20 protein-coding genes and 1 pseudogene are annotated in these 24,210 nt (G+C 44.3%); 15 read left to right on the top strand and 6 right to left on the bottom strand.

Annotation, left to right across the window (positions count from 1 at the left end):
- The first annotated feature begins 43 nt into the window (after positions 1-43).
- Positions 44-2,077 carry an NAD-dependent DNA ligase LigA gene (gene ligA / locus GVO63_RS08750; RefSeq protein WP_159579174.1) on the top strand — a complete coding sequence of 678 codons (2,034 nt, stop codon included), beginning with the start codon at positions 44-46 and terminating at the stop codon, positions 2,075-2,077.
- A gap of 188 nt (positions 2,078-2,265) precedes the next feature.
- Here the strand turns inward: ligA and GVO63_RS08745 are convergent, their stop codons facing one another.
- Positions 2,266-2,790 (bottom strand): DUF2062 domain-containing protein, encoded by a 525-nt coding sequence (locus GVO63_RS08745; RefSeq protein WP_159579172.1) that lies wholly within the window; start codon positions 2,788-2,790, stop codon positions 2,266-2,268.
- Between the two features lie 207 nt (positions 2,791-2,997).
- Between GVO63_RS08745 and GVO63_RS08740 the strand changes: the two genes are divergently transcribed.
- The 6 genes from GVO63_RS08740 to GVO63_RS08715 all read left to right on the top strand — a co-directional run bounded on the left by GVO63_RS08740 (position 2,998) and on the right by GVO63_RS08715 (position 10,232).
- Positions 2,998-5,499 carry a DNA internalization-related competence protein ComEC/Rec2 gene (locus GVO63_RS08740; protein ID WP_236552097.1) on the top strand — a complete coding sequence of 834 codons (2,502 nt, stop codon included), beginning with the start codon at positions 2,998-3,000 and terminating at the stop codon, positions 5,497-5,499.
- 181 nt (positions 5,500-5,680) lie between these two features.
- Positions 5,681-7,429 (top strand): lipid A export permease/ATP-binding protein MsbA, encoded by a 1,749-nt coding sequence (gene msbA, locus GVO63_RS08735; protein WP_159579170.1) that lies wholly within the window; start codon positions 5,681-5,683, stop codon positions 7,427-7,429.
- Entirely contained in the window at positions 7,426-8,457 is a 1,032-nt protein-coding gene (lpxK, locus tag GVO63_RS08730) for a tetraacyldisaccharide 4'-kinase (protein ID WP_159579168.1), read from the top strand. Before msbA ends, lpxK begins: the two co-directional genes overlap by 4 nt.
- Before the next feature lie 5 nt (positions 8,458-8,462).
- Positions 8,463-8,657: a Trm112 family protein gene (locus GVO63_RS08725; RefSeq protein ID WP_159492562.1), complete on the top strand. Its 195-nt coding sequence runs from the start codon at positions 8,463-8,465 to the stop codon at positions 8,655-8,657.
- Positions 8,658-8,698: 41 nt separating this feature from the next.
- Positions 8,699-9,448 carry a 3-deoxy-manno-octulosonate cytidylyltransferase gene (gene kdsB / locus GVO63_RS08720; RefSeq protein ID WP_159579166.1) on the top strand — a complete coding sequence of 250 codons (750 nt, stop codon included), beginning with the start codon at positions 8,699-8,701 and terminating at the stop codon, positions 9,446-9,448.
- Positions 9,449-9,572: 124 nt separating this feature from the next.
- Positions 9,573-10,232, top strand: coding sequence for an SDR family oxidoreductase (locus GVO63_RS08715; RefSeq protein WP_159579164.1), 660 nt, complete (start codon positions 9,573-9,575; stop codon positions 10,230-10,232).
- A 144-nt stretch (positions 10,233-10,376) separates the two neighbouring features.
- Here GVO63_RS08715 and rimO read toward each other — a convergent pair whose 3' ends face one another.
- Positions 10,377-11,822, bottom strand: coding sequence for a 30S ribosomal protein S12 methylthiotransferase RimO (rimO, locus tag GVO63_RS08710; protein WP_159579162.1), 1,446 nt, complete (start codon positions 11,820-11,822; stop codon positions 10,377-10,379).
- A gap of 362 nt (positions 11,823-12,184) precedes the next feature.
- Here rimO and GVO63_RS08705 point away from each other — a divergent pair, with 362 nt between their 5' ends.
- The gene (locus GVO63_RS08705) at positions 12,185-12,655 is read left to right on the top strand and encodes a DUF2919 family protein (protein WP_159579160.1); all 471 of its coding nucleotides are present in this window, start codon (positions 12,185-12,187) and stop codon (positions 12,653-12,655) included.
- 38 nt (positions 12,656-12,693) lie between these two features.
- Here the strand turns inward: GVO63_RS08705 and GVO63_RS08700 are convergent, their stop codons facing one another.
- Positions 12,694-13,107: a hypothetical protein gene (locus GVO63_RS08700; protein ID WP_159492567.1), complete on the bottom strand. Its 414-nt coding sequence runs from the start codon at positions 13,105-13,107 to the stop codon at positions 12,694-12,696.
- Between the two features lie 272 nt (positions 13,108-13,379).
- Positions 13,380-14,156, bottom strand: a complete 777-nt coding sequence (gene tcdA, locus GVO63_RS08695) for a tRNA cyclic N6-threonylcarbamoyladenosine(37) synthase TcdA (RefSeq protein WP_159492568.1) — start codon at positions 14,154-14,156, stop codon at positions 13,380-13,382.
- A gap of 219 nt (positions 14,157-14,375) precedes the next feature.
- Here tcdA and GVO63_RS08690 point away from each other — a divergent pair, with 219 nt between their 5' ends.
- The 3 genes and pseudogenes from GVO63_RS08690 (at position 14,376) to GVO63_RS08680 (ending at position 18,213) form a co-directional block, all read left to right on the top strand.
- On the top strand, positions 14,376-15,341 hold the full coding sequence (locus GVO63_RS08690) for a glutathione S-transferase family protein (protein WP_159579288.1): 966 nt from the start codon (positions 14,376-14,378) through the stop codon (positions 15,339-15,341).
- A 79-nt stretch (positions 15,342-15,420) separates the two neighbouring features.
- Positions 15,421-16,284, top strand: coding sequence for a pirin family protein (locus GVO63_RS08685; protein ID WP_159579158.1), 864 nt, complete (start codon positions 15,421-15,423; stop codon positions 16,282-16,284).
- A gap of 430 nt (positions 16,285-16,714) precedes the next feature.
- Positions 16,715-18,213, top strand: a pseudogene (locus GVO63_RS08680) (phosphomannomutase CpsG).
- Between the two features lie 266 nt (positions 18,214-18,479).
- On the opposite strand, the gene GVO63_RS08675 reads toward GVO63_RS08680, so the two are convergent.
- Positions 18,480-18,902, bottom strand: a complete 423-nt coding sequence (locus tag GVO63_RS08675) for a DUF3429 domain-containing protein (RefSeq protein WP_159492572.1) — start codon at positions 18,900-18,902, stop codon at positions 18,480-18,482.
- A 100-nt stretch (positions 18,903-19,002) separates the two neighbouring features.
- The gene (locus GVO63_RS08670; RefSeq protein WP_159492573.1) at positions 19,003-20,280 is read right to left on the bottom strand and encodes a citrate synthase; all 1,278 of its coding nucleotides are present in this window, start codon (positions 20,278-20,280) and stop codon (positions 19,003-19,005) included.
- 705 nt (positions 20,281-20,985) lie between these two features.
- Here GVO63_RS08670 and sdhC point away from each other — a divergent pair.
- From sdhC to GVO63_RS08650, 4 genes are read left to right on the top strand one after another with little or no spacing between them, the layout of a single operon-like run.
- Positions 20,986-21,360 carry a succinate dehydrogenase, cytochrome b556 subunit gene (gene sdhC, locus GVO63_RS08665; RefSeq protein ID WP_159492574.1) on the top strand — a complete coding sequence of 125 codons (375 nt, stop codon included), beginning with the start codon at positions 20,986-20,988 and terminating at the stop codon, positions 21,358-21,360.
- The gene (gene sdhD, locus GVO63_RS08660) at positions 21,354-21,701 is read left to right on the top strand and encodes a succinate dehydrogenase, hydrophobic membrane anchor protein (RefSeq protein WP_159579156.1); all 348 of its coding nucleotides are present in this window, start codon (positions 21,354-21,356) and stop codon (positions 21,699-21,701) included. Before sdhC ends, sdhD begins: the two co-directional genes overlap by 7 nt.
- 1 nt (position 21,702) lies before the next feature.
- Positions 21,703-23,475 carry a succinate dehydrogenase flavoprotein subunit gene (gene sdhA, locus GVO63_RS08655; RefSeq protein WP_159492576.1) on the top strand — a complete coding sequence of 591 codons (1,773 nt, stop codon included), beginning with the start codon at positions 21,703-21,705 and terminating at the stop codon, positions 23,473-23,475.
- Positions 23,476-23,489: 14 nt separating this feature from the next.
- Positions 23,490-24,200 carry a succinate dehydrogenase iron-sulfur subunit gene (locus tag GVO63_RS08650; RefSeq protein ID WP_012518362.1) on the top strand — a complete coding sequence of 237 codons (711 nt, stop codon included), beginning with the start codon at positions 23,490-23,492 and terminating at the stop codon, positions 24,198-24,200.
- The last annotated feature ends 10 nt before the right edge of the window (positions 24,201-24,210 follow it).

Here is a 24,210-nt window from a genome sequence, read left to right as displayed (position 1 = left end):
ACTCTGTGAAACCTTCAATTTTTAATGCGTGACAACAATTTCCATGTCTGACACTTTAGAAAAAGCAAAACAAGAGGTTGCGAAACTGCGTGACACCTTGAACGAATATAATTATCAGTACTATGTACTTGATAACCCTTCCGTTCCAGATGCGGTTTACGACCGTGATATGCAAGCGCTAATTGCGCTCGAAAAGCAATATCCAACACTTCAAAGTCCAAATTCGCCTAGCCAGAAAGTGGGGGGCGCGGCGCTCTCATCCTTCGAGCAGGTTGTTCATGATGTGCCTATGTTGTCGTTAGACAATGCATTTGATGAGGAATCATTACTGGCTTTTGAAAAGCGTCTGAAAGACCGTTTAAAGGACTCATCAAGTTTAGGCTTTAGCTGTGAGCCTAAGTTAGACGGTCTTGCTGTGAGCATTCTGTACGAAAATGGTGAACTAGTGCGCGCAGCAACACGAGGAGACGGTCAGGTAGGCGAGAATATTACTGCAAATGTTCGCACTATCTCTAATGTCCCTTTAACGCTCCGTGTTGATCAATATCCTGCGCGTGTTGAGGTGCGTGGTGAGGTATTCATGCCAAGGGAAGGCTTCGCAAAGCTGAATGAGCATCAAAAAGAAACTGGTGGAAAGGTTTTCGCTAATCCCCGTAATGCTGCGGCGGGAAGTCTGCGTCAGCTCGATTCAAAAATTACGGCTAAGCGACCACTCATGTTTTACGCCTATTCATTGGGTGTAGTGCAGCCAGAGAGTTTTACTTTGCCCTCTACACATAGCGAACGCCTTGAACAACTTGGAAAATGGGGACTCCCCCTTTGCCCTGACATTGATACTGCCGAAGGCGGTAAGGGATGCCTTGATTACTACAATCATATCTTAGCAAAGCGGGATAACTTGCCCTATGACATTGATGGCGTGGTTTTTAAAGTTAACCGCATCGAACTCCAAGTTGCCTTAGGCTTTGTGGCGAGAGCACCGCGCTGGGCCATAGCACAGAAGTTCCCTGCACAAGAAGAAGTAACGACGCTGATTGATGTTGAATTTCAGGTGGGTAGAACAGGTGCAATTACGCCCGTTGCGCGACTAGAGCCTGTGTTTGTCGGCGGAGTAACGGTATCTAACGCGACGCTTCACAATCAAGATGAGATAGCGCGTTTAGGCGTGAAAATTGGTGATACTGTTGTCATCCGTCGAGCGGGTGATGTTATCCCGCAAGTGGTCTCCGTGGTGCAAGCGAATCGAACCGGTAATGAAACCGACATCATTTTTCCTGATCAATGCCCTGTGTGCAACTCACAGGTGGAAAAGCTAGCAGATGAGGCAGTCGCCCGCTGCACGGGTGGTTTAATCTGTGCAGCGCAGCGCAAACAAGCACTCAAGCACTTTGCATCGCGCAAGGCATTCGATATCGACGGCTTGGGCGATAAGTTGGTTGATCAGCTGGTTGACGCCGATCTTGTCCATAGCCCCGCGGATTTTTTCACACTTTCATTAGGTGATGTAATTGGCCTTGAGAGAATGGCTGAGAAGTCAGCCAGCAAGTTACTATCATCGTTGGAAGCGTCTAAAAAAACCACCCTCGCTAAATTTCTTTATGCATTAGGCATACGGGAAGTTGGCGAGGCAACGGCCGCTAACCTGGCTACACATTTTGAAACCTTTGACGCAATTCGTGCTGCATCCCTAGAAGCGCTCGTTGAAGTGCAGGATGTGGGTGAGGTAGTCGCTACGCACATTTATAATTTCTTTAATGAGTCTCACAACATGGATGTGATTGACGCATTGTTAAAAGAAGGCGTGCACTGGCCAGCTATAGAAAAGCCTGATGCTGACAACCTGCCTTTGGAAGGAAAGACCTGTGTGATTACTGGTACACTTAGCGAGATGGGGCGCTCTGATGCGAAAGCGCGACTTCAGTTATTAGGTGCTAAGGTAGCGGGTTCAGTGAGTAAGAACACTGACTTTTTGGTGGCTGGAGAAAAAGCAGGCTCTAAGCTAACGAAAGCACAGGAATTAGATATTGAGGTTTGGGATGAAGCTGCGCTTATTGCCTTTCTATCTGAGCACGAATAGTGCAGCTTGTTTCCTTTAGACTTTTTCTTCTGCTTGCGTAAAGAAAATAGGGCCATTCAAAGTCTGGTCAATTATGCTGACTTGATAAAAAATGCCACTTCAAGTGAAGTGGCATTTTTATCTAACCTTTTCTGAAGTAAAACGCTTAACGCTTAAACGCAATAGCGCTTCATAAGGGGGCGCATCTGTTAAGCTTTCTGATTGCGCATTTGTCGGCGTCTTTCCCAGGCTTTTTTAACTTGAAAACGCCACACCCAATTTAACGAAAAGTACCCAGCCAATCCAAATACCACCGAGCAAATACCGCAGCCGACAAGAAACGCAGGGCCTATGGTATTAATACTCTCAACGACCCAGTGCCAGCTAAACTGAAATTCGAAGTGCTCAGGTTTAGTCCCTAGTACAGTAGTGCCGACTTTGTAAGCGCCGTAAAATATAGGAGGAATAGTAAATGGGTTAGTCACCCAAACGGTTGCCACGGAGAGCGGCAAGTTAACGCGGCAAGGTATGGCTAAACCAGCAGATAACCACATCTGAAAGGGCACAGGCCAAAATGCAAAGAAAAGTCCTATACCAAACGCACCAGCCGCTGAACGGCGGTTTAAGTGCCATAAATTAGGTTCGTGTAAAACGCTTCCGAATATTCGTAAGGCTTTGTTTTGCTTGATGCTTTGATGGCTTGGCAAAAAACGTCGAATAAATTTCTTAGGCATAAATATCAATGCATCTCGAAAAAAAAATCAAAAGTGACAGAACATGGACCAAAACAGCATGCTTTTTTGCTAACCACATCCCTGAGCTTAACGTTCCTACGTAAAAACATGGTCAATAGTATCACAATTTGGCTAAGCTGTTTTTGCGTTAGCGCAACAAGTGCTGTTTTTTGGCAAAAACTTCCTGCTCAACAAAGTATGGCAGTAATGCTTGCCATAGTTCTTATTGCTAACGTAGTGATCGTGCTTTTCTGGTTCCACTGTCGCACTAATAAACAAACACTCATAGAGGCCCAGTTGTGTTTGGCATTAAGTGGTTTGCTTGTGGGTGTGCTATGGGTGGCGAGTTTAGGGCATTTTTACCATGCTTGGCAACTGCCCCCGGACAAAATTCAACAAGATGTCACAATTTTAGGGCGCGTCATTTCTGGTGGATGTGTATCAAAGAGCGCGACCGATGCGAACGCACATCGACACTATATTGTGGCTATTCAAGCTATAGATGAACAACGCGCCAATGATTTTTTAAACCCGTCTGCGTTCAACAGCTTGCTTTCTTTTGGCTTTGAGTTCAGGGCCAGACTCAGTCAAACGCAGGTCGAGTTTGCAAATACTAAGGCATTCGGCCACTCAGACACGCCTTATGAATACAACAGTACTTCTCTATCATATACAACACCTTTGGAAGGTGTTGTTTGTTTGCATGATGGCGACGTATTTACTGCCCTAGTTAAGCTCAAGCCCGCTTATGGCTTTGCAAATCCTGTTGGCTTCAATCGACAGCAGCATCTGGTGAGCCAGTTTATTCAGACCACCGGTTACATTAAGCAGGTAGACGCGAAAACTATTAACCACCACCATAACCATCGCTATGCACTCGGGGCTTGGCTGTCCAGTTTGGAACTATTTCATCATTCTTGGTGGAGTGCATTGTTGCTCGGCAACAAAACCCTCTTTACTGATGACGACTGGACGATTTTGCAACGAACGGGTACCGGGCATTTGTTTAGTATCTCTGGCATGCACCTTTCAATAGTGGCTGGCGTTTGCTTTCTTTTGCTTATGCCTTTTATCTTTGTCTTCGGACAGGGAATAATCTTATTGAGCCCGCTAAAGCGTTTCACCTTATCTTACTCTACATTTATGTCGCAGCAAAAAGGGCTACGCTTTCGCTTTACACACGCACGTCTACGCATATTGGTTTTGTTAAGCGTTATTATTGCTTGCTGCTTTTATGCGTTGCTAAGTGGCATGGCACTCCCCGTGGTCCGTGCCTTACTTTTGCTCGCTATTGCTTCTTGGGTCACGATATCCAAGGTGGCGTGGAGGCCAGTTAATATCGGTTTGGCCATGTTAGCCTTATGCTTAGTGCTCTTTCCTTTCTCTATTTTAAACGCAAGTTTTTATTTAAGTATTGGGGCCGTAATTTGCATCTGGTTTTTTGTCAGTACGCTGAGCATACAACACGGGCGATGGTATTTCGCAGCGGCAAAGCTTCAAATCGCGCTGACATTTATCATGATGCCGCTGACGACTATCTGGTTTAGTAATGTTAGCGTTATATCGCTTGTTGCCAATTTAGCGGCAATGCCTATCGTTACAGTGTTGTTGCCGATTTGTTTGATATCGCTACTGATCAGCTACTTTTTTAGCCACGCTGCGATTGGCCAGATTGGTACCGAAATTATTAAATACAGCGATCATCTTTTTGGTTATTTGCTCTCACTTTTAACGTTTCTAAGCGAGTTGAATTACAGTGCTTTTAATCTCTTTGTCAGCACATCAAGTGCTCTGTGTTTTTTAGGCGCCATCATTTTGTTTTGCCTGCCTAAATGGCGCTTTAAATACTTTTGTATCCTATTACTCTTGCTGCCTTTGGTGACTTCGCTTGGAAAATGGCTCCCCCCAAATGATGAACACTGGGCGCTTCATGTGCTTGATGCCGGTCAAGCAAGTGCCATTGCCGTTTCCAAAGGCGACAGAGCAATCATAATCGACTCAGGTGCAATTTATCGTGGCAATGCGACAACTGCTACACAGGCGTTATTCCCACTGCTTGACAGTATCAAAGTGCAGCACGTTGACCACGTTATTCATACGCATAGTGACAACGACCATGCCGGAGGACTTGCTGCAGTAATGGCACACCCTTTTGCTAAGAACGCTAAATTTTACTCGCCAACGTTGGGTTGCGAGAGAAATGCGTACGTCGATTGGCAGGGCTTAAGCATTCGTTTTTTGTGGCCCCTCAAGGGTAATGAGCAAGACAATAATGCCATGTCATGCGTGGTGAAAATTTCCGGTCGCTCAGGTAGTGTGCTTATACCCGGCGATATAGAGAAGGAAAGTGAGTACGCCTTGATTACCAAAACGCTGAATGAAGAAACTTCAACGCTAAAGGCGGATATATTGATTGCGCCACACCATGGTAGTGATACCTCATCTACTGATATATTTATAAAACATGTATCACCGAAGGCCGTGATTTATACCCAAGGGTATGAAAATAGATGGAAATTCCCGGCAGTAAATGTGGTTGAGAGATACAAACGCAATAAAGTAGTACAGTTTTTCACAAGCTATGACGGCTATACAATTGTGAGCTTCGAGAAGGATGACTACCATGTTAATACGCAACGAGGCGGTCTAAAAAAACGATGGTATTTGAAGGCGAGGGCACCACGCCATCTTGAGTGGCCGATACAATAACTAGGTGAGTTGTCTTTTTATAAAAGAAGCAAAACCTTTTAATAGGGTATATCTGGCCACACATTATTCATTTAGTAGGTAGAGTAATCAATTTTATCGCTATATTAGTGAATTAAAGCGAGAACGAGTACAATAGTGAGTGCGCGTTTTGCTAACGTTTCAAACAGGTTAAGATAACTACATGCAACAAACCGACAATTCGGATTATCAAATCAAACGCTTTTTACAGTATTTAAAAGCGTACAAAGTGCCTTTCGTTTTTGCCATTATCGGTATGATTGGCTATTCCGCGGTAGACACCTTTGTGTTCTCTCAGCTTCAGCCGATGATTGATGAATCACTTGGAAAAAACGACCACGACTATCTTCGCTTAGCGGCCTTCGCAATTGTGCCACTGTTTTTGCTTCGTGGAGTGTTCAATTTTTTAGGAAGCTACACGCTGAGCTGGATCGGAGCGCAAGTTGTGATGCGTATGCGCCAACAATTGTTTGAAAAATACATTCATTTACCTGTTGCTTTTCATGACCATCACGCAGTTGGTGGATTGATCAGCAAAGTTACCTACGATACCGAGCAGGTCGCGAACGCTTCTGGTAAAGCGCTCTTAACGCTAGTGCGAGAAGGAGCACTAGTGATAGGCCTACTCTGTGTTATGTTTTATTACTCGTGGCAGTTATCGCTAATTTTTCTTCTTATCGGTCCAGTAGTTGCGATTATAGTGTCCATCGTTAGCAAACGTTTCCGTGTTGTAAGTAAGAACATTCAGCAATCTATGGGAAATCTTACCTCCTCTGTAGAGCAGGCGGTAAAAGGACACAAGGTTGTGATCATGTTTGGCGGGCAAGAAATTGAGCAAGAGCGCTTCAAACAGAAAAACAACCACAATCGTCAGCAATCAATGAAGCTAAACGTTACGTCTATTTTAAGTGTATCGTCCATTCAAGTTATTGCATCCATTGCTCTTGCTGTCGTTTTGTTTATTGCCAGCACACCAGGCATGCTAGAAAAACTCACAGCAGGCGTTTTCATTAACGTTGTGTTTTGTATGGTCATGCTGCTTAAGCCGCTTAAACAGCTAACCACGATAAACAATCAATTTCAAAAAGGTATGGCTGCGTGTGCGAGTATCTTCGAGATTCTCGATGAAGCTGATGAAGAAGATAAAGGCCAAACAAAAATCAAGCGCGCTACGGGAAAAATAGAATTTGACGACGTTACGTTTTACTACCCAGGAAAGCAGACTCCAGCGTTGTCTAACGTAAGTTTTACCGCTAACCCCGGTCAGTCGATAGCGTTGGTAGGGCGTTCTGGCAGTGGTAAATCTACTATATCTTCCTTACTTACTCGGTTTTATGTCCCTCAAGAAGGTCAGATTCGTTTAGATGATGTCGGGCTTAATGATATTGATTTGAAAGACTTACGTGCACAATTTGCCGTGGTTTCACAAAATGTCACATTATTTAACGACACCATTGCAAACAATATCGCCTATGGCGCTCGCCAGAATGTTTCTCGCAAAGAAATCGAAAACGCCGCCCAAATTGCACATGTCGAAGAGTTTTTAGCAAATCTACCTGACGGCTTGGATACGGTGATAGGCGAAAATGGTCTTATGCTCTCGGGCGGACAACGTCAGCGTATCGCTATTGCACGGGCAATACTGGCTGATGCCCCTATCCTTATTCTCGATGAAGCAACGTCTGCACTTGATACTGAGTCAGAGCGTTTGATTCAAGATGCGTTAGAGACATTGCAAAAGCGTTGCACCAGTATAGTAGTGGCACACCGGTTATCGACCATAGAAAATGCCGACAGCATTATGGTAGTGGAGCAGGGCCAAATTATTGAAAAAGGCAAGCATGATGAGTTGCTTGAAAAAAGCGGTCACTATGCGCAATTGCATGCTTTGCAGTTTGGTGAGACCAAGTGAGCCAAAGGCAGAACGTAACACTCCATGATAAGTGGTATTCTGGCCATGGTTTTGTGTGGTTGCTGGCTCCGTTCGCACTCATATTCTATTTCGTTAGCGCTATTCGTCGACTGCTCTTCAAAGTGGGGATTAAAAAGGCATTTAAAGCTGATGTGCCCGTCATCGTAGTTGGAAACATTTCTGTTGGCGGAAACGGCAAAACGCCTGTGGTGCTCGCCCTAGCAAGTTATTATCAAGCGCGAGGCATAAAAGTGGGTATTCTTAGTCGCGGTTATGGCGCAAAGTCTCAGGTTTACCCAAGATTAGTCTGCGGTGATGACAATGCAGACGAGGTCGGGGACGAACCTAGACTGTTAGCTATCAGAAGTCAGTGTGATGTGGTTATCGACCCTGTCAGGGCGAGGGGCGCTGCTTATCTCACTAACGAATTAAAGTGTGAGTTAATCATTTGCGATGATGGCCTGCAGCATTATGCGCTGCATCGAGATGTCGAAATTGTTGTAATGGACGACAGAAAACTGGGCAGCGGATACTTGCTTCCTATGGGGCCGTTGCGCGAAGGGCAGTGGCGACTAGAAACGGTAGATGCGCTCGTTCACAACAGTCGCTCTATGCCGACGTTTGACAGTGCCGTATCGCCACAATTTCTAATGACTTTGGTTCCAGGGGAATTCACGTCTGTTTTAAACAGAATGAAAACCACAACGCTTGAAGAGATTAAAGCGTTGCCCTGCAGCGCCATAGCTGGAATAGGTGCGCCACAGCGCTTTTTTAATCAGCTTAAAGGTATGGGGATAAATGTGTCTCATACTTATCCTCTGAATGACCACCACGCTATTTCATCGTCTGATATTCCCGATGGAAGGGTTCTAATGACAGAAAAAGACGCGGTAAAAGCTGCGCCGTTCGCGCATCATGACTGTTGGTTTTTACCTGTAAGCGCGCACATGGCCCCAGACTTTTTTAATTTAATTAACGTGAAACTTGCTAATGCAGGTTTAACCATTCACCAAAACGGACAGGAATAATAACAATGGCGTTCGACAAAAAGCTTTTAGAAGTTTTAGCTTGCCCAGTATGTAAAGGAAAACTGGTGCTAAACGAGGATAACACTCGCTTAGTGTGTCGGTTTGATCGGTTAGCTTACGAAATTAAAGATGGAATTCCTGTATTAATTGAGAGTAAAGCAACATCACTGTCGCTGGACGAAGTTGACGCTACGCGGTAATAAAGTAGTAGCTCAGTTGTTAGTAAAACCAAGAGAAGAGTATGTCATTTACAGTTGTGATACCCGCACGATACGGCTCTAGCCGCTTCCCCGGTAAACCACTCGCGCTTATCGGTGGAAAACCCATGATAAAGCATGTGGTCGAACGCGCTCAAGAAGCTGGCGCCGATAACATTATTGTAGCTACAGATGATGAAAGGATTAAAAATGTTGTTGTTGGTTTCGCCCAAGTTTGCATGACTTCTGAGGCTCATCAGTCTGGTACCGAGCGTATTGCTGAGGTTGTAGAAAAATTGGGGATTGCGAGCGAGACTATTGTCGTCAATGTTCAGGGTGATGAGCCCTTTATTCCTGCTGAAAATATCAATCAGGTTGCTACCAATTTAGCGAATGCGCCGCAATGTCAGATGGCGACGTTATCAACGCCCATTACGCGAGTAGAGGATGTTTTTAACCCGAATATCGTCAAAGTGTTGGTTAATCAAAAAGGCGAGTCGATTTACTTTTCACGCTCGGCTATCCCATTTGAGCGGGACTTCATGATGGCCAACCCTACATCTGCAAATACTGCACTGTATAACCGTCATATCGGTATCTATGCCTATCGAGCTGATTACATTAAGCAGTACGTTGGCTATTCACCGAGCGCTCTTGAACAAATTGAGTCATTAGAGCAGCTTCGCGCACTTTGGTATGGCGATAAAATTCATTGTGAAGTTGCATCTGCGCCTCCTCCAGTTGGAATTGATACCCCTGAAGATCTAGAGCGCCTTTTAAAGACTATAAATTAATGAAATGACGTGTTCAGTCGAAAAGCGTTGCTTCCATTTATTCTTGGCAATGCGCTTAGTGACACAGGCATTTTTTCAATCATAAGACCGAGTGAAGCACAAAGAAAATAACAAGGGACGCGTTATGAACGTAGTTATTACTGGTGGTAACCGAGGCATAGGTCTCGCGCTTACTAAGCAATATAAAGCAAGAGGCGCGAAGGTTTATGCAACGTGCCGCAATAGTTGCGACGAGTTAAACAGTGCCGGCGTCAACATTATTAGTGGTGTAGATGTATCACAGCCTGACATGCTGGCTGAAAAACTGGCACCGCTAATGGATATAAAAATTGACGTGCTTATTAATAACGCTGGCGTGCTTGGTCGCGAAAGCATTGATGATTGGGATCCAAACACCATTGACTATCAGTTTCGCGTCAACGCATTAGGGCCGCTGTTAGTTTCTCAAACGCTGTTACCCGCAATGGCTGAGAACGCAAAAATCGCATTGATAACCAGTCGCATGGGATCTATGTCTGACAATGGGTCTGGTGGATACTATGGCTACCGTATGTCCAAGGCCGCCTTGAATGCAGCTGGCGTGTCGATGGCACATGATCTTAGACTCAAGGGCATTGCCGTGGGCATTTTTCATCCGGGGTTTGTGCAGACTGAGATGGTTAATGGGGCGGGTGATATTGACGCTGACACCTGTGCAGAACGCTTGGCCAATCGTATTGATGAACTCAACGTAGATAATGCGGGACGCTTTATCCACTCAAATGGTGACGAATTGCCCTGGTAGGTAATCAAGTGCTTTACAAAAAAACCTATTGACCGATAACAGCCAATAGGTTTTTTTATTCAAAGTTTTTGAAGGCAAGTGATAACTTTGCCTTATACCAGACCTTATGAGTGGGCAATTATCTATGCGGATTGGTACAAATTTTTATTCTGTGAAATCGAGGTCTTCGTCCTGATCTTCAGATAGCACTGCCCACACATCGTGCTCGTTAGCGTGGATGACTTCCGCCCACACTCTATCGCCAGGTTTTACATCATAAACGCCGTTCAAATGAACTAAACCATCAACTTCAGGGGCATCTGCGTACGTGCGGCCCACAGCGCCTTCGGCATCGACACTATCAATAACGACTTGATATTCGTTTCCAATCCTTGCTTGTAATCGTGCAGCACTTATCTCGCCCTGTACTTCCATAAAGCGGGCAAGGCGAGCTTGTTTCACATCTTCTGGAATCGGGTCAGGTAAGTCATTTGCCCGCGCACCTTCAACCGGTGAATAGGCAAATGCGCCAACACGGTCCAGCTGAGCTTCTCGCAAAAAGTCGAGTAATTCTTCAAATTCTTCTTCGGTTTCGCCAGGGAATCCGACAATGAAGGTTGAACGAATAACTAACGACGGACATTGCTCACGCCACTTCTTAACACGCTCCAGCACGCGTTCAGCACTACCTGGACGCTTCATTAATTTTAGAATACGTCTGTTTGCGTGCTGGAATGGAATATCTAAATAAGGAAGAATTTTACCCTCATTCATTAGCGGAATAAGGTCGTCTACATGAGGATAAGGATATACGTAATGAAGACGTACCCAAATGCCCATTTCGCCTAGTTTTTCACAGAGCTGTTGCATATGCGCTTTCACCGGCATGCCGTTCCAGAAGCCGGTTCTGTGCTTAACATCTACACCATAGGCGCTGGTGTCTTGAGAAATAACCAGCAGCTCCTTAACACCTGCATCTTTTAAACGCTTGGCTTCATCAAGTATGTTGCCGACCGGGCGGCTCACTAGGTCACCTCGCATTGAAGGAATTATGCAAAAGGTACAGCGGTGATTGCAGCCTTCTGATATTTTCAAATAAGCGTAGTGACGAGGGGTTAATTTAACGCCGTGATCGGGAATTAAATCTGCAAAAGGATTATGCTGAGGCTTAGGCAGATGGTCGTGCACTTGTTCAACAACGGTTTCGTACGCATGAGGACCAGTAATGGCGAGTACGTTTGGATGAAGCTCTCGAATTTCATCTTCCTTAACGCCCAGACAGCCTGTTACGATCACTTTACCGTTTTCTTTGAGTGCTTCTCCAATCGTGTCTAAAGACTCTTCAACGGCCGCGTCGATAAAACCGCAGGTGTTAACGATAACTAAGTCGGCATCGTTGTAGGATGGAACAACATCATATCCTTCGGTACGCAGTTGAGTAAGAATACGCTCAGAATCAACCAAGTTCTTAGGGCAACCTAAGCTAACAAAACCAATTCTGCTGCCTGTACTTTGATCTGAAGGCTTATTTTCGCTAAGCACCTTCACTGGCGTTTCTAACGTTGTGGTCTTGTTTACTACTTTGTTTGGATCAAACGTTTCTACTGTCATCTAAAATATCACCTGGAAAATGACTGTGTCTAAAATGGCCGCGGATTATACAGTAAGTCTTACTGGTACGCAGTAGTTTTAACCTACTAATCGTCGCTTGTTAATCATTTAGCGTTACCCATCACTGTTCAGCCACCCGTTTTTGCATGGTATTGCCTGTGGTGTTTCTTCGCAGTTCTTTACAAAGAGCACGTTGTAAACCGTGCTATAAAGATAATAGCTAACGTGAAAGATGTTTTTGAAAAAAAATAATGCTTTAAAAATATGGGTTCAGCCCCACTTTCAAAGATTCGGAATATGAATTCCGTTTATGTAGGACCTAAACGACAAAGGCTTAATGTTGCAATGGTAAAAGAAAACGCATGCTAAGGCTCCCACTTTCCTGTTACGATGAATCAGGACGAATATTACCGCCTCGTTGGCTATACGCAGTGTTTATTCTTTTATGCAGTGACTGGCTGGCGTTCATTTTCTCTCTTGCTTCTCGCACACAAACCGATGGTTTACTCACGTTTTTCTACCCACAGATAGAAACTTTAGCTCTTGGCCTGGCCGCAAGTTTCCCCGTGTTTTTATCACTTTTATTGGTTAGCCAAAGAGATAGGTTGTGGAAAAAAGGGGTTCTGGGTTGGCGCCGTGCAGTTATTCCTTTGGCACAGTTTGGCGTATTACTGCTGCTGAGCGTGCAGCTTTACTATGCTATGCATCATCATTGGGACTTTGAAGTCATTACCGGCGTTAAGATAGTTTTCTACAGCATAGCGCTCTACGCTATATCCAAAAGCCGACATTTAAAGTGGATGGTAGAAGATTGGGAAGCGCCCAACCCTTGAGGGCGCTCTAATGAGCCGTATCGGCGAGTTAAATAGGCTTAATGATTTAACTTGTGATTAGAAAGTGCTTGTTCGTAATAAGCAAACACGCTGACTTGACTATCGTTCACTAGACGCTCGTAACAAATACCCGCTAATGCGTAAGTGTTTTCGCCGACTTTTAAAAACACGGTGGGTGCTTGAGGATTTGACTGGTCATATATCCATTCACCGTCTAATTGTACTCTTAGAATTTCGCCAATATATGCACCAAAGATATTGCATATTGTGAATACTGCTTCGTCTTCTAACGCTAAATCATGATATTTGTCGACAAAGCTAAGCAAGACGTCGTCGACCAGCGCGACACTCTCGGGGGATTTGTCCAGTACAATATTGAACTCATCGGCTGCGGTTACTACTGCGTCATTCGCGCAATCGGACATTAATTTACTGAGTTCATCAGGTGACATATTGTTCTCCTTCTCACCGAGAATGGCATTGGCATAAATACCAATATGATATTTTTCAAACAGTATTGTGTTGCTAGAGCCTGTTTACCTTGGATGTACAAAAAAGAACGACAGGCCCTAGACCCCAGAGTGGTTAATCATATTGTTCAAATCATTTTCTAGTTAAATGTTACTGAGTATGATTAACGACCGAACTATCAATGTTATTAAAAGTATATTAAGTCGGCAGGGTATCGCTTACACACTATTGTGCGTAAGTTATCGGCCAAAGTCTATTTTTGTCCAGTTAATCTGTTAATGACACTAGCGGCAGCGAACATGCCAAAGGTAGCTGTTACGGTCACCACTGCGCCAAAACCGCCTGCACAATCAAGTCGGGTGCCACCTTCCATTGCTGATTTGTTGTAACAAACCGAGCCGTCTGGTTGTGGATAGCGCAATTGTTCTGTTGAATAGATACATTCAACACCGAAGCGGCGTTTGGGGTTTTTGCTGAAGTTGTAGTTACGTCTAAGCTCACTGCGTAGCTTAGCAGCAAGGGGATCCTGCGTTGTTTTGGATAAATCACCTTTCGTAACTTGTGTTGGGTCTATCTGACCGCCCGCACCGCCAACCGTAACGATGGGAATTTTATTGCGTTTGCAGTGTGCAATCATTGCCGCTTTAGCTCGTATACTGTCGGTGGCATCGACCACAGCGTGCATTTCTCGAGTTAACAGCGTGGCAGTATTTTCGGGCGTAACGAAATCTTCAATACAGTTAACTTTGCAAGCTGGGTTTATCAAGTTGATTCGCGCTGCAATAGCGTCGACTTTTGCTTCGCCTATGGTATTTGAAAGCGCGTGTATTTGGCGGTTTGTATTAGTTACGCAGACATCGTCTAAATCAATCAGCGTAATTGTGCCAATGCCCGAGCGCGCCAGTGCTTCAGCTGTCCAACTGCCTACACCGCCAATGCCCACAACGGCCACATGACTGTTGGCTAAATTATTGGTTTGCTGTGCACCGTACAAACGCACGATACCGCCTAAACGAGGGTCATCAGACATGCTTTACTTCACTTATCAAATAAACTTACAAAGGTGTACGTTAGCGTTAAAACTCATAATCACGCTAGCGGGGCGCGCATCATCTCAAAATTGAACACTAAAGATCAATACACGCCAGTTTTTTCGAATAATAAATCCGTTTTTAACCAACATACGTTCTACCCAATACATGTTTAAATGCAATCATTATTGAATGAAGTATCGAAAAGGGGCGAACCTATGGGGTTACTTGTTGATGGAAAGTGGCAGGACAAGTGGTACGACACTAGCAAGAATGGTGGTAAATTTGAGCGACAAGCGTCTAAATTTCGCGACACGATCAGTAATCAAGTAGATGCCACTTTTCCTGCTCAATCTGGCCGTTATCATCTATATGTTTCCTTAGCCTGTCCATGGGCACACAGGGCGCTAATTTTCAGAAAACTTAAGGGACTGGAGGCGCACATTGATGTGTCAGTCGTTCACCCAGAAATGCTTGATCATGGCTGGGAGTTTAAAGACTACCCTGGGTCTACCGGAGATAAAATCTACGGCTTCGATTATGCGCATCAAATTTACACGAAGGCGAAACCTGACATAACAACCCGCGTTACGGTTCCAATACTTTGGGATAAACAAACCGAAACCATCGTCAATAACGAATCAGCTGAAATTATTCGTATTTTTAACAGCGGCTTTAATGCACTGACTGATAATAACGACGATTTCTACCCAGAGGCTCAACAGGAAGAAATTGATACCATAAACAATATGGTGTATCACGATATAAATAATGGTGTGTATAAAGCTGGATTCGCTACAACACAAGAGGCCTATGAAGAGGCGGTAACTGCGTTATTCTGTGCGTTAGATAGAGTTGAAGAAAGATTGAGTAAACAACGTTATTTGGTAGGGAATAAAATAACAGAGGCTGACTGGCGTTTATTTACCACGCTGATACGGTTTGATCCGGTTTATCACGGGCACTTCAAGTGTAATAAAAAGCAAATTGCCGACTATCCAAATATTTATGGTTACATGAAAGAACTTTATCAGGTGCCGGGCGTTGCTGAAACGGTAAACTTCGATCACATCAAAAGGCATTATTACTATAGCCACACGATGATAAACCCAACCCAAGTAATCCCCGTCGGGCCAGAGCAAGATCTCATGTCGCCCCACGGTCGCGATAAAATGAGACGTTAAATAATTTCCGTCAATTAAAAAGTTAAACGTGAAGTTTGTTAAAGATATTGAAAGCTAAGGTTTAAGGTAGAAATACACTATGTCAGTGGAAGTGAGTGAACAAAAATCGATAGAGAAAGTGGTTACAGGTATGCCTACCAGCGATGGTGCTGGCGTGTCGCTTACTCGTATTATTGGGCAACCTGATCTACCTCGCCTCGATCCCTTCTTAATGTTGGATTTTTTTGGTTCAGATAATCCAGGTGAATACATTGCTGGTTTTCCACCACATCCTCACCGAGGCTTTCAGACAGTTACCTATATGCTCGCAGGTAAAATGCGCCATAAAGACTCTGTGGGCAATGAGGGGGTTATTGATGCTGGTGGCATTCAATGGATGAATGCGGGCCGAGGCATCATACACGAAGAAATGCCAGAGCAGGAGGAGGGCTTATTGCAAGGTTTTCAGCTGTGGGTGAACCTTCCAGCCATAGAGAAAATGTCAGCGCCAAACTATCAAGACATACAGCCAGATAGTGTACCTACGGTACACATTCAAGACGCAGTAATCAAAGTGTTAGCAGGAGAGCTTGATGGCGTGAAAGGGCCCGTGAAGACAACAGCGGTTGCGCCTACATTTTTAGACGTTGCGCTACGAAGCGGGAGTGCTGAAATTGCACTAAGCTCGGATGAAACTGCTTTCATCTACGTCTACGACGGTACCTTAGTTATTAATAAAAGCGAGCAAAGCAAACGGTCAATGGTGGCAAAAGGAGAGTTGGGTGTTTTGTCGCAAAATGGAAACCAGCTATGTGTATCTGCTGACACGGAATGTAAATTTATCGTGGTCTCAGGGAAACCGATTAAGGAGCCTGTGGTCCAGTATGGGCCTTTTGTAATGAATACTCAGCAGGAAATTATTCAGGCATTTAATGATTACCAAAGCGGCTTATTAGCGAAGTAGAGACAAGGTTTGTCTGTTTTGATTCGACTATGGGTAATTATCTATGCGGACTGGTATTAGACTGGGCGTTTAATCAATACTTTTTCATTGGGTTCTGCAAGGAGCAACATTGTTAACGTATTTTGAAAGCGTAGCCGAAAAACACGTGCTATCACTTTTAGACTTTGAGTGTAGTATCAAAGCAGTTTTTGAAACACGTGCTATCACTTTTAGACTTTGAGTGTAGTATCAAAGCAGTTTTTGAAACATTTGCTTCGCCAACTTCTGCGCGATATAAATTGAATTAGTAATTCACTCCCTCTAATGATTTAATATCAACTTGTTTTATTCACTTTTACGGTTTTGATAAAAAGGCGATCTGCGCTTTTAAGTCGTAAAAGGCGGTATAGTGTAATCATAAATAGTTAAAACACAGGGAATTTCGATCCAAATGGCAACCCCAATTACCTGCTTTAAAGCGTACGATATTCGTGGCGAATTAAACTCACAGCTAACTGAAGATGTAGCGTACAGAATTGGCTATGCTTTTGCTCAAGAATTAAATGCAAAGACTGTTGTTGTTGGTAGTGATGTACGTCTTACATCAACACCATTAAAATTAGCGTTAAGCGCTGGTCTTATTGACGCTGGTGCAACAGTGACCGATATTGGCATGGCAGGAACGCTGGTGCAACAGTGACCGATATTGGCATGGCAGGAACAGAAGAAATTTACTTCGCGACCAAACACCTTGGCGTTGATGGCGGTATTGAAGTCACGGCAAGTCATAACCCCATTAATTATAACGGCATGAAACTGGTGAAGTCAGGCTCTGTTCCAATTAGTGGCGATACGGGCTTAAACGCGATAAAAGAAAAAGCAGAAGCATTACAAGAAAGCTTCGTGTCAGAGCGATTAGCACATTACACAAACGGTGCGACAATTGACGCCGATGCGTTTTTCAATGGTACGGCTCATGTAAAAGAAGAAAAGCTTTCTGAAACCGATAAATATACGGTCAAGTCGTGTATGTCTGACTATGTTTCTCACATGCTTTCATACGTTGACCTAAATAATTTTACACCGTTAAAAGTAGTCGTAAACGCAGGTAATGGGGCAGCAGGCCCAGCGCTTGACGCTATTGAAAACGAAATGAAGGCGCGAGGTGTGCCGATTGAGTTTATTAAAGTGCATCACAATGCAGACGGCACTTTTCCAAATGGTATACCTAACCCACTATTGCCAGAAAACCGTGCAGATACAGCTGATGCTGTAAAGGCATCTGGTGCCGACTTTGGTATCGCGTGGGATGGTGACTTTGACCGCTGTTTCTTGTTTGATGCAGAGGGTGAATTCATTGAAGGGTATTACATCGTGGGTTTGCTAGCAGAAGCCTTTATCGAGAAGAATACCGATAGCAAAATCATTTATGACCCACGCGTATACTGGAATACAGAAGATATCGTTGCGAATGCAGGCGGCACACCTATCAAATCGAAAACAGGCCATGCGTTTATTAAGGAGCGTATGCGCAAAGAAGATGCGGTTTATGGCGGTGAAATGAGCGCGCACCATTACTTTAGAGATTTTGCCTACTGTGATTCAGGCATGATTCCTTGGTTGCTAATTGCAGAATTGGTGTGTGTGAAAAAGCAAACCCTTGCAAGTATGGTAAAAGCGCGAATTGAAGCGTTCCCATCTTCTGGTGAAATTAACAGTAAATTGAAAGATGCTGACGCTGCGCTAGAACGCGTTACAAGTAAATATCAGCCACTCGCCAGCGTAATTGATACTACTGATGGTTTGGGCCTTGAATTTGACACGTGGCGCTTTAATTTACGTAAATCAAATACTGAGCCTGTTATTCGTCTAAACGTTGAAAGTAAGGGTGACATTGCGTTGATGGAGCAAAAAACAGAAGAGCTTCTTTCGCTTATTCGCGCTGAATAGTGCCGGTACTTTTCATTAATAAACTCATGCCAGTCTGCACAGATTGTTAAAAAATAAAGGCGATAATATAGTGACATTATCGCCTTTTCTTTTGACTAGGGTCTAGCATGAAATGTTATATGTATCAATAGTTTAAACGAGTTACGCGTAACGTTGATTCGTAAGGTACACTTATATCGTGGCTACAAAGCCGCCTTATGTCTCTGCTACTTTCTCAAACACAGTGTTCTCCTCACGGCCATAAAACACAAGCCGACGTACTCATACTAGACAAGCAAATAAATCATCCAGGCGTGGCAGATAACGACTACACTAGTCAATCCCATTCGCAGGCTGACGTAGCTGACAATCTGCTCTTTAGGAAGGCTAAGGGTAAACTTGTCATAAATAAGTACAGCCACATAGCTTAGTGATAAAACACCAAACACTTTAACATCGTGTGAGAACACCAAACATAACCACCCAATAATGGTGGGTAGCATAGCTAATAGCATTTGCTTGTCGTAACGCTGGTTACTTATCGCGTCCCACCAGTGTATACCGCCAAAGAATGATAACAGCACGGCAGAATACTGGATGAAGTAAACCGCACTCTGTGTGAGTGACAACAGGCTAAGCTGATAAGCAATTGGCATAGCAATAAAAGGAATAAGACCGGCAATACCTAGAAAGACCGCAGAATAGGGCATTGATGTTCCTTGTTAAAATAATGGTATAAACAAAAATAGCGCCATACAGGCGCTATTTTTACTATTAAGCATAAAACTTAGTTCAGTCTCAACCGTTCTATTACTTGATCGGAGTGTACTTACGCTGGTTGTGACCAGTGTAAAGCTGACGAGGACGACCGATTTTTTGTTTAGGGTCGCTCATCATTTCATGCCAGTGAGAAATCCAGCCTACTGTACGAGACAATGCAAAGATACACGTGAACATGTTAGTTGGAATACCAATCGCTTTAAGCACGATACCAGAATAGAAGTCTACGTTCGGGAACAACTTCTTCTCTGCGAAGTACGGGTCGCTAAGCGCAATTTTCTCTAGTTCCATCGCTACTTCTAGCAGTGGATCTTTTACGTTTAGTTCGCTTAATACTTCGTGACAGCTTTCACGCATTACGGTTGCACGAGGATCGTGGTTTTTGTAAACGCGGTGACCGAAGCCCATTAGACGGAACGGGTCGTTCTTGTCTTTAGCGCGAGCGATAAACTCTGGTATACGGTCAACTGTGCCAATTTCTTCTAGCATGTTTAAGCATGCTTCGTTTGCACCGCCGTGAGCAGGGCCCCAAAGCGATGCAACACCTGCTGCGATACAAGCATAAGGGTTAGCACCCGAAGAACCTGCAAGGCGTACTGTCGATGTTGATGCATTTTGCTCGTGGTCTGCATGCAAGGTAAAGATGCGATCCATTGCACGCTCAACAGCAGCACTGATTTGATACTCTTCTGCAGGTACAGAGAACATCATATTCAGAAAGTTAGCTGCATAGCTTAGGTCGTTACGTGGGTATACAAACGGCTGGCCGATGTTGTATTTGTAGCACATAGCAACAAGCGTAGGCATCTTAGCGATTAAACGATGAGCACTGCGAACACGCTGTTCCTCGTTAGATACATCTAAATCGCTATGGTAGAACGAAGACATTGCGCCAACGGTACCGCACAGCATAGCCATGGGGTGTGCATCATTGCGGAAGCCGTGGAAGAACATGTTGATTTGTTCATGTACCATGGTGTGACGCGTGATTGTCTCTTTAAATTCTTCGTACTGTTCTTTTGTCGGTGCATCACCGTGAAGTAACATGTGGCAAACTTCTAAGTAGTCTGCATCACGTGCTAATTCTTCAATAGGGAAACCGCGGTGTAATAACACACCTTGAGCGCCGTCAATATATGTAATTGAAGACTCGCAAGATCCTGTCGCCATAAAACCAGGGTCGTACGTAAAATAACCGTGCTGGCCTAACGTACGGACATCGATTACATCTTGTCCTTCGGTACCGGACAAGATAGGAAGCTCGATTTCCTTACCGCCGGCTTTAAGAATGGCTTTCTGATCTGCCATAAAATGCTCTCCTCAGAATGGTTCTGTTTGCAGCGAAAACGGACGAAAATGTCCGCTTCGGTGGGAAAAGTGGGCGTATTTGTACTTTATTATGTACCAATAAGTCAATTTAATTGCATATTTGCACAATAAATATTCCGAATTGCGTAAAAAAATTCTAGCAATTCGATAACGGATAATTAACTTTATCAGGTCTTACTTTTGCCCCATACCTTGCAATTATCAATGGCTTTTCGAAAAAGGTAAACCACCAATCGATAGTTATATTAACAGCTTAGATTAAAAAGTAACCTTTCAACGTTGAATAAATACGCATTCAGATTAAATGTGCGTAATTTGTCATTGATATACATAGTTATTGCAGAACGCCGCTGATAAACTACCTAGCAATGTAATTGCGCTCGTTTAAACGCGTTGCACCCAATTTTGATCTCTTTTTATTCTAAATAATTATCATAAAAGTGTGTATAGCGACTAAAGTATTACTACGGCACAAAAAATTGTAATTATATACTACGCTGGATATACTCAGCGGTGCTTGAACTTCAGAATATTTATTCTGTTACAAGCATTAAAGAATAATTCACAAATTGTTAACAACTCAATGGATGAGGCAATTAACAGGTTAAAAATCGAATTTACTTACTCAGGACATAAAAAAGGTAAGAAATTCATTATCCCCTACGGATTAAACAGGCATACATTGTGAAAAAGCAAAGACCAGTAAATTTAGAACTCAATACTATTAAATTTCCGCCCTCTGCTATTTCGTCAATTCTCCATCGTGTTACCGGTGTTGCAATGTTTTTCGCGCTACTTTTTGTTATCTGGGCATGGGCAGTTTCTGTTCACTCGCCTGAAGGTTTTGCGAACGTACAAGCAATCATGGACGGTTTCCTTGGAAAATTTGTCGCAATTGGCACAGCCTCAGCGCTGACGTATCACATTCTAGGCGGCCTAAGACACGTTGTTATGGATTTAGGTCACTGGGAAGAATTAGAGTCGGGCAACATGAGTGCAAAAGCAGTAATCGCACTTTGGGTTGTACTGACCGTAGTATTGGGAGTTGCACTATGGTAACCAACCAAGCAAGCATTAAGCGTGACGGTGTACAAGATTACGTATCTCTTCGCGCAACAGCAGCAATAATTTTCGCGTACTCGGTTTTCATGGCGTGGTTTTTTATCACCACCGATAATTTAACATTTATTGAATGGCGAGGGTTATTCTCTGGCCTGGCTATGAAAGTTTTCACATTGGCAGCACTAGTAGCAGTGATGATCCACGTGCGCATCGGCCTTTGGCAGGTGCTTACAGACTATGTTAAAGCAACAGGTCTGCGCGCAGGACTACAATATATACTAAATATCATCGCATTCGGCTATGTAGCTGTTGGCCTATTCGTATTGTGGGGAGTGTAAAATGAGTTTACCCGTTCACGAGTTTGATGCAGTAGTAATTGGCGCTGGCGGAGCAGGTATGCGCGCAGCACTACAGATTTCACAGTCTGGTAAATCATGCGCACTGCTATCTAAAGTATTTCCAACCCGTTCTCACACTGTATCTGCACAAGGTGGTATTACCGTAGCATTAGGTAATTCACACGAAGATAACTGGGAATGGCACATGTACGATACCGTAAAAGGTTCTGATTATATCGGCGACCAAGACGCTATCGAATACATGTGTAAAACGGGCCCAGAAGCCATTATCGAAATGGAAAACATGGGTCTACCGTTCTCTCGTTTCGAAAACGGTAAAATTTACCAGCGTCCTTTCGGTGGCCAGTCAAAGAACTTTGGCGGCGAGCAGGGTGCTCGTACGGCAGCTGCGGCTGACCGTACAGGTCACGCACTTCTTCACCTTCTTTATCAGCAAAACGTAAAGAACAAGACTAAGGTGTTTTCTGAGTGGTACGCGCTAGATTTAGTTAAAAACCAAGACGGTGACGTGGTTGGTTGTACTGCAATTGATATCGAGTCTGGTGAAGTGGTTTACTTCAAGTCTCGTGCAGTTGTTCTTGCAACGGGTGGTGCGGGTCGTATTTACGCGTCAACCACAAACGCACACATTAATACCGGTGACGGTGTTGGTATGGCGCTACGCGCAGGTGTTGCTGTACAAGACATGGAAATGTGGCAGTTCCACCCAACGGGTATAGCTGGTGCGGGTACACTGGTTACAGAAGGCTGTCGTGGTGAAGGTGGTTACCTTCTGAACAAAGACGGCGAGCGCTTCATGGAACGTTATGCTCCTAACGCAAAAGACCTAGCGGGTCGTGACGTTGTTGCACGTTCAATGATGACAGAAATTCGTGAAGGCCGCGGTTGTGAAGGTCCATGGGGCACTCACATCAAGCTTAAGCTTGATCACCTTGGCAAAGACGTACTTGAATCGCGTCTACCGGGTATCCTTGAACTATCACGTACGTTTGCACACGTTGACCCAGTGAAAGAGCCAATTCCAGTAATTCCGACTTGTCACTATATGATGGGTGGTATTCCTACAAATGTTGATGGCCAATGTCTAACCGTTGATGAAAACGGTAACGATAAAGTCGTTAACGGTCTATTTGCTTGTGGTGAGATTGCGTGTGTATCGGTACACGGTGCAAACCGCCTAGGCGGTAACTCACTACTTGACCTTGTTGTATTCGGTCGTGCGACTGGTTTACACCTTGGTAAGACATTGTCTGAAATGGCACCAACACGTGACGCATCAGAATCTGATCTTGAAGCTTCAATGACGCGTTTCAATCGTTGGGAAAATTCAGAGAAAGGTAAGGGCGAAGACCCAGTACAAATTAAGAAAGACTTGCAGAAATGCATGCAGCTTAACTTCTCAGTATTCCGTGAAGGTGAAGCAATGGCGGAAGGTCTTAAAGAGCTTAGCGAAATTCGCGAGCGTCTTAAGCATGCACGCCTTGACGACAAGAGCGCAGACTTCAATACTCAGCGTATTGAGTGTCTAGAGCTAGATAACCTTATGGAAACCGCGTACAGCACAGCAGTAGCAGCGAACTTCAGAACGGAAAGCCGTGGCGCACATAGCCGCTTCGACTTCCCAGATCGTGACGATGAGAACTGGTTATGCCACAGCATCTACGATCCGAACACTGATAAAATGCTTAAACGTGAAGTAAATATGGCGCCTAAGCTTAGGGAAGCATTCCCACCTAAAGTGCGTTCATATTAAGAGAGGCAACGATCATGCAATTAACTTTTTCGATTTATCGTTACAACCCAGAAGTAGATGCGAAGCCTCGCATGCAAGACTACACTCTAGAAGTAGAGGAAGGTCAGGACATGATGGTGCTAGATGCGCTACTTGCACTTAAAGAGCAAGATCCGACGCTATCTTTCCGTCGCTCGTGCCGTGAAGGTGTGTGTGGTTCAGACGGTGTGAACATGAACGGCAAAAACGGCCTAGCGTGTATCACTCCGCTTTCTGCACTGGGCAAAGGTAAAATAGTAGTTCGTCCACTTCCAGGTCTACCAGTAGTACGTGACCTTGTTGTTGATATGACGCAGTTCTACACACAGTACGAGAAGATTAAGCCATTCTTAATCAACGATAGCAAACAACCGCCAGCGCGCGAGCACCTTCAGTCACCTGAAGAGCGCGCTAAGCTAGACGGTCTGTACGAATGTATTCTGTGTGCGTGCTGCTCAACGTCATGTCCATCGTTCTGGTGGAACCCAGATAAGTTCATTGGACCTGCGGGATTACTGCACGCATACCGTTTCTTAATCGACAGCCGTGATACTGCAACAGAAGAGCGTCTTAACGACCTCGATGATGCGTTTAGCGTTTTCCGCTGTCATGGTATTATGAACTGTGTAAGTGTGTGTCCAAAAGGCTTAAACCCGACAAAAGCGATAGGCCAGATTAAGTCTATGCTTTTACAACGGGCTGTTTAGTACTATAGTC

Source organism: Alteromonas sp. KUL106, assembly GCF_009811415.1.
Taxonomy (GTDB): domain Bacteria; phylum Pseudomonadota; class Gammaproteobacteria; order Enterobacterales; family Alteromonadaceae; genus Alteromonas.
Note: the sequence above shows the minus strand (reverse complement) of the source record. Positions and strands in the feature narration are given on the sequence as shown.

Excerpts from the sequence above, each read along its gene's own strand:
- GVO63_RS08705 (WP_159579160.1), top strand. The coding sequence starts at position 12,185 with ATGCTAAGGCTCCCACTTTCCTGTTACGATGAATCAGGACGAATATTA.
- ligA (WP_159579174.1), top strand. The coding sequence starts at position 44 with ATGTCTGACACTTTAGAAAAAGCAAAACAAGAGGTTGCGAAACTGCGT.
- GVO63_RS08725 (WP_159492562.1), top strand. The coding sequence starts at position 8,463 with ATGGCGTTCGACAAAAAGCTTTTAGAAGTTTTAGCTTGCCCAGTATGT.
- GVO63_RS08675 (WP_159492572.1), bottom strand. The coding sequence starts at position 18,902 with ATGCCCTATTCTGCGGTCTTTCTAGGTATTGCCGGTCTTATTCCTTTT.
- sdhD (WP_159579156.1), top strand. The coding sequence starts at position 21,354 with ATGGTAACCAACCAAGCAAGCATTAAGCGTGACGGTGTACAAGATTAC.
- tcdA (WP_159492568.1), bottom strand. The coding sequence starts at position 14,156 with ATGTCTGATGACCCTCGTTTAGGCGGTATCGTGCGTTTGTACGGTGCA.
- msbA (WP_159579170.1), top strand. The coding sequence starts at position 5,681 with ATGCAACAAACCGACAATTCGGATTATCAAATCAAACGCTTTTTACAG.
- GVO63_RS08690 (WP_159579288.1), top strand. The coding sequence starts at position 14,376 with ATGGGGTTACTTGTTGATGGAAAGTGGCAGGACAAGTGGTACGACACT.
- GVO63_RS08740 (WP_236552097.1), top strand. The coding sequence starts at position 2,998 with ATGCTTGCCATAGTTCTTATTGCTAACGTAGTGATCGTGCTTTTCTGG.
- GVO63_RS08685 (WP_159579158.1), top strand. The coding sequence starts at position 15,421 with ATGTCAGTGGAAGTGAGTGAACAAAAATCGATAGAGAAAGTGGTTACA.
- rimO (WP_159579162.1), bottom strand. The coding sequence starts at position 11,822 with ATGACAGTAGAAACGTTTGATCCAAACAAAGTAGTAAACAAGACCACA.
- sdhA (WP_159492576.1), top strand. The coding sequence starts at position 21,703 with ATGAGTTTACCCGTTCACGAGTTTGATGCAGTAGTAATTGGCGCTGGC.
- GVO63_RS08670 (WP_159492573.1), bottom strand. The coding sequence starts at position 20,280 with ATGGCAGATCAGAAAGCCATTCTTAAAGCCGGCGGTAAGGAAATCGAG.
- kdsB (WP_159579166.1), top strand. The coding sequence starts at position 8,699 with ATGTCATTTACAGTTGTGATACCCGCACGATACGGCTCTAGCCGCTTC.
- GVO63_RS08650 (WP_012518362.1), top strand. The coding sequence starts at position 23,490 with ATGCAATTAACTTTTTCGATTTATCGTTACAACCCAGAAGTAGATGCG.
- GVO63_RS08700 (WP_159492567.1), bottom strand. The coding sequence starts at position 13,107 with ATGTCACCTGATGAACTCAGTAAATTAATGTCCGATTGCGCGAATGAC.
- GVO63_RS08745 (WP_159579172.1), bottom strand. The coding sequence starts at position 2,790 with ATGCCTAAGAAATTTATTCGACGTTTTTTGCCAAGCCATCAAAGCATC.
- GVO63_RS08715 (WP_159579164.1), top strand. The coding sequence starts at position 9,573 with ATGAACGTAGTTATTACTGGTGGTAACCGAGGCATAGGTCTCGCGCTT.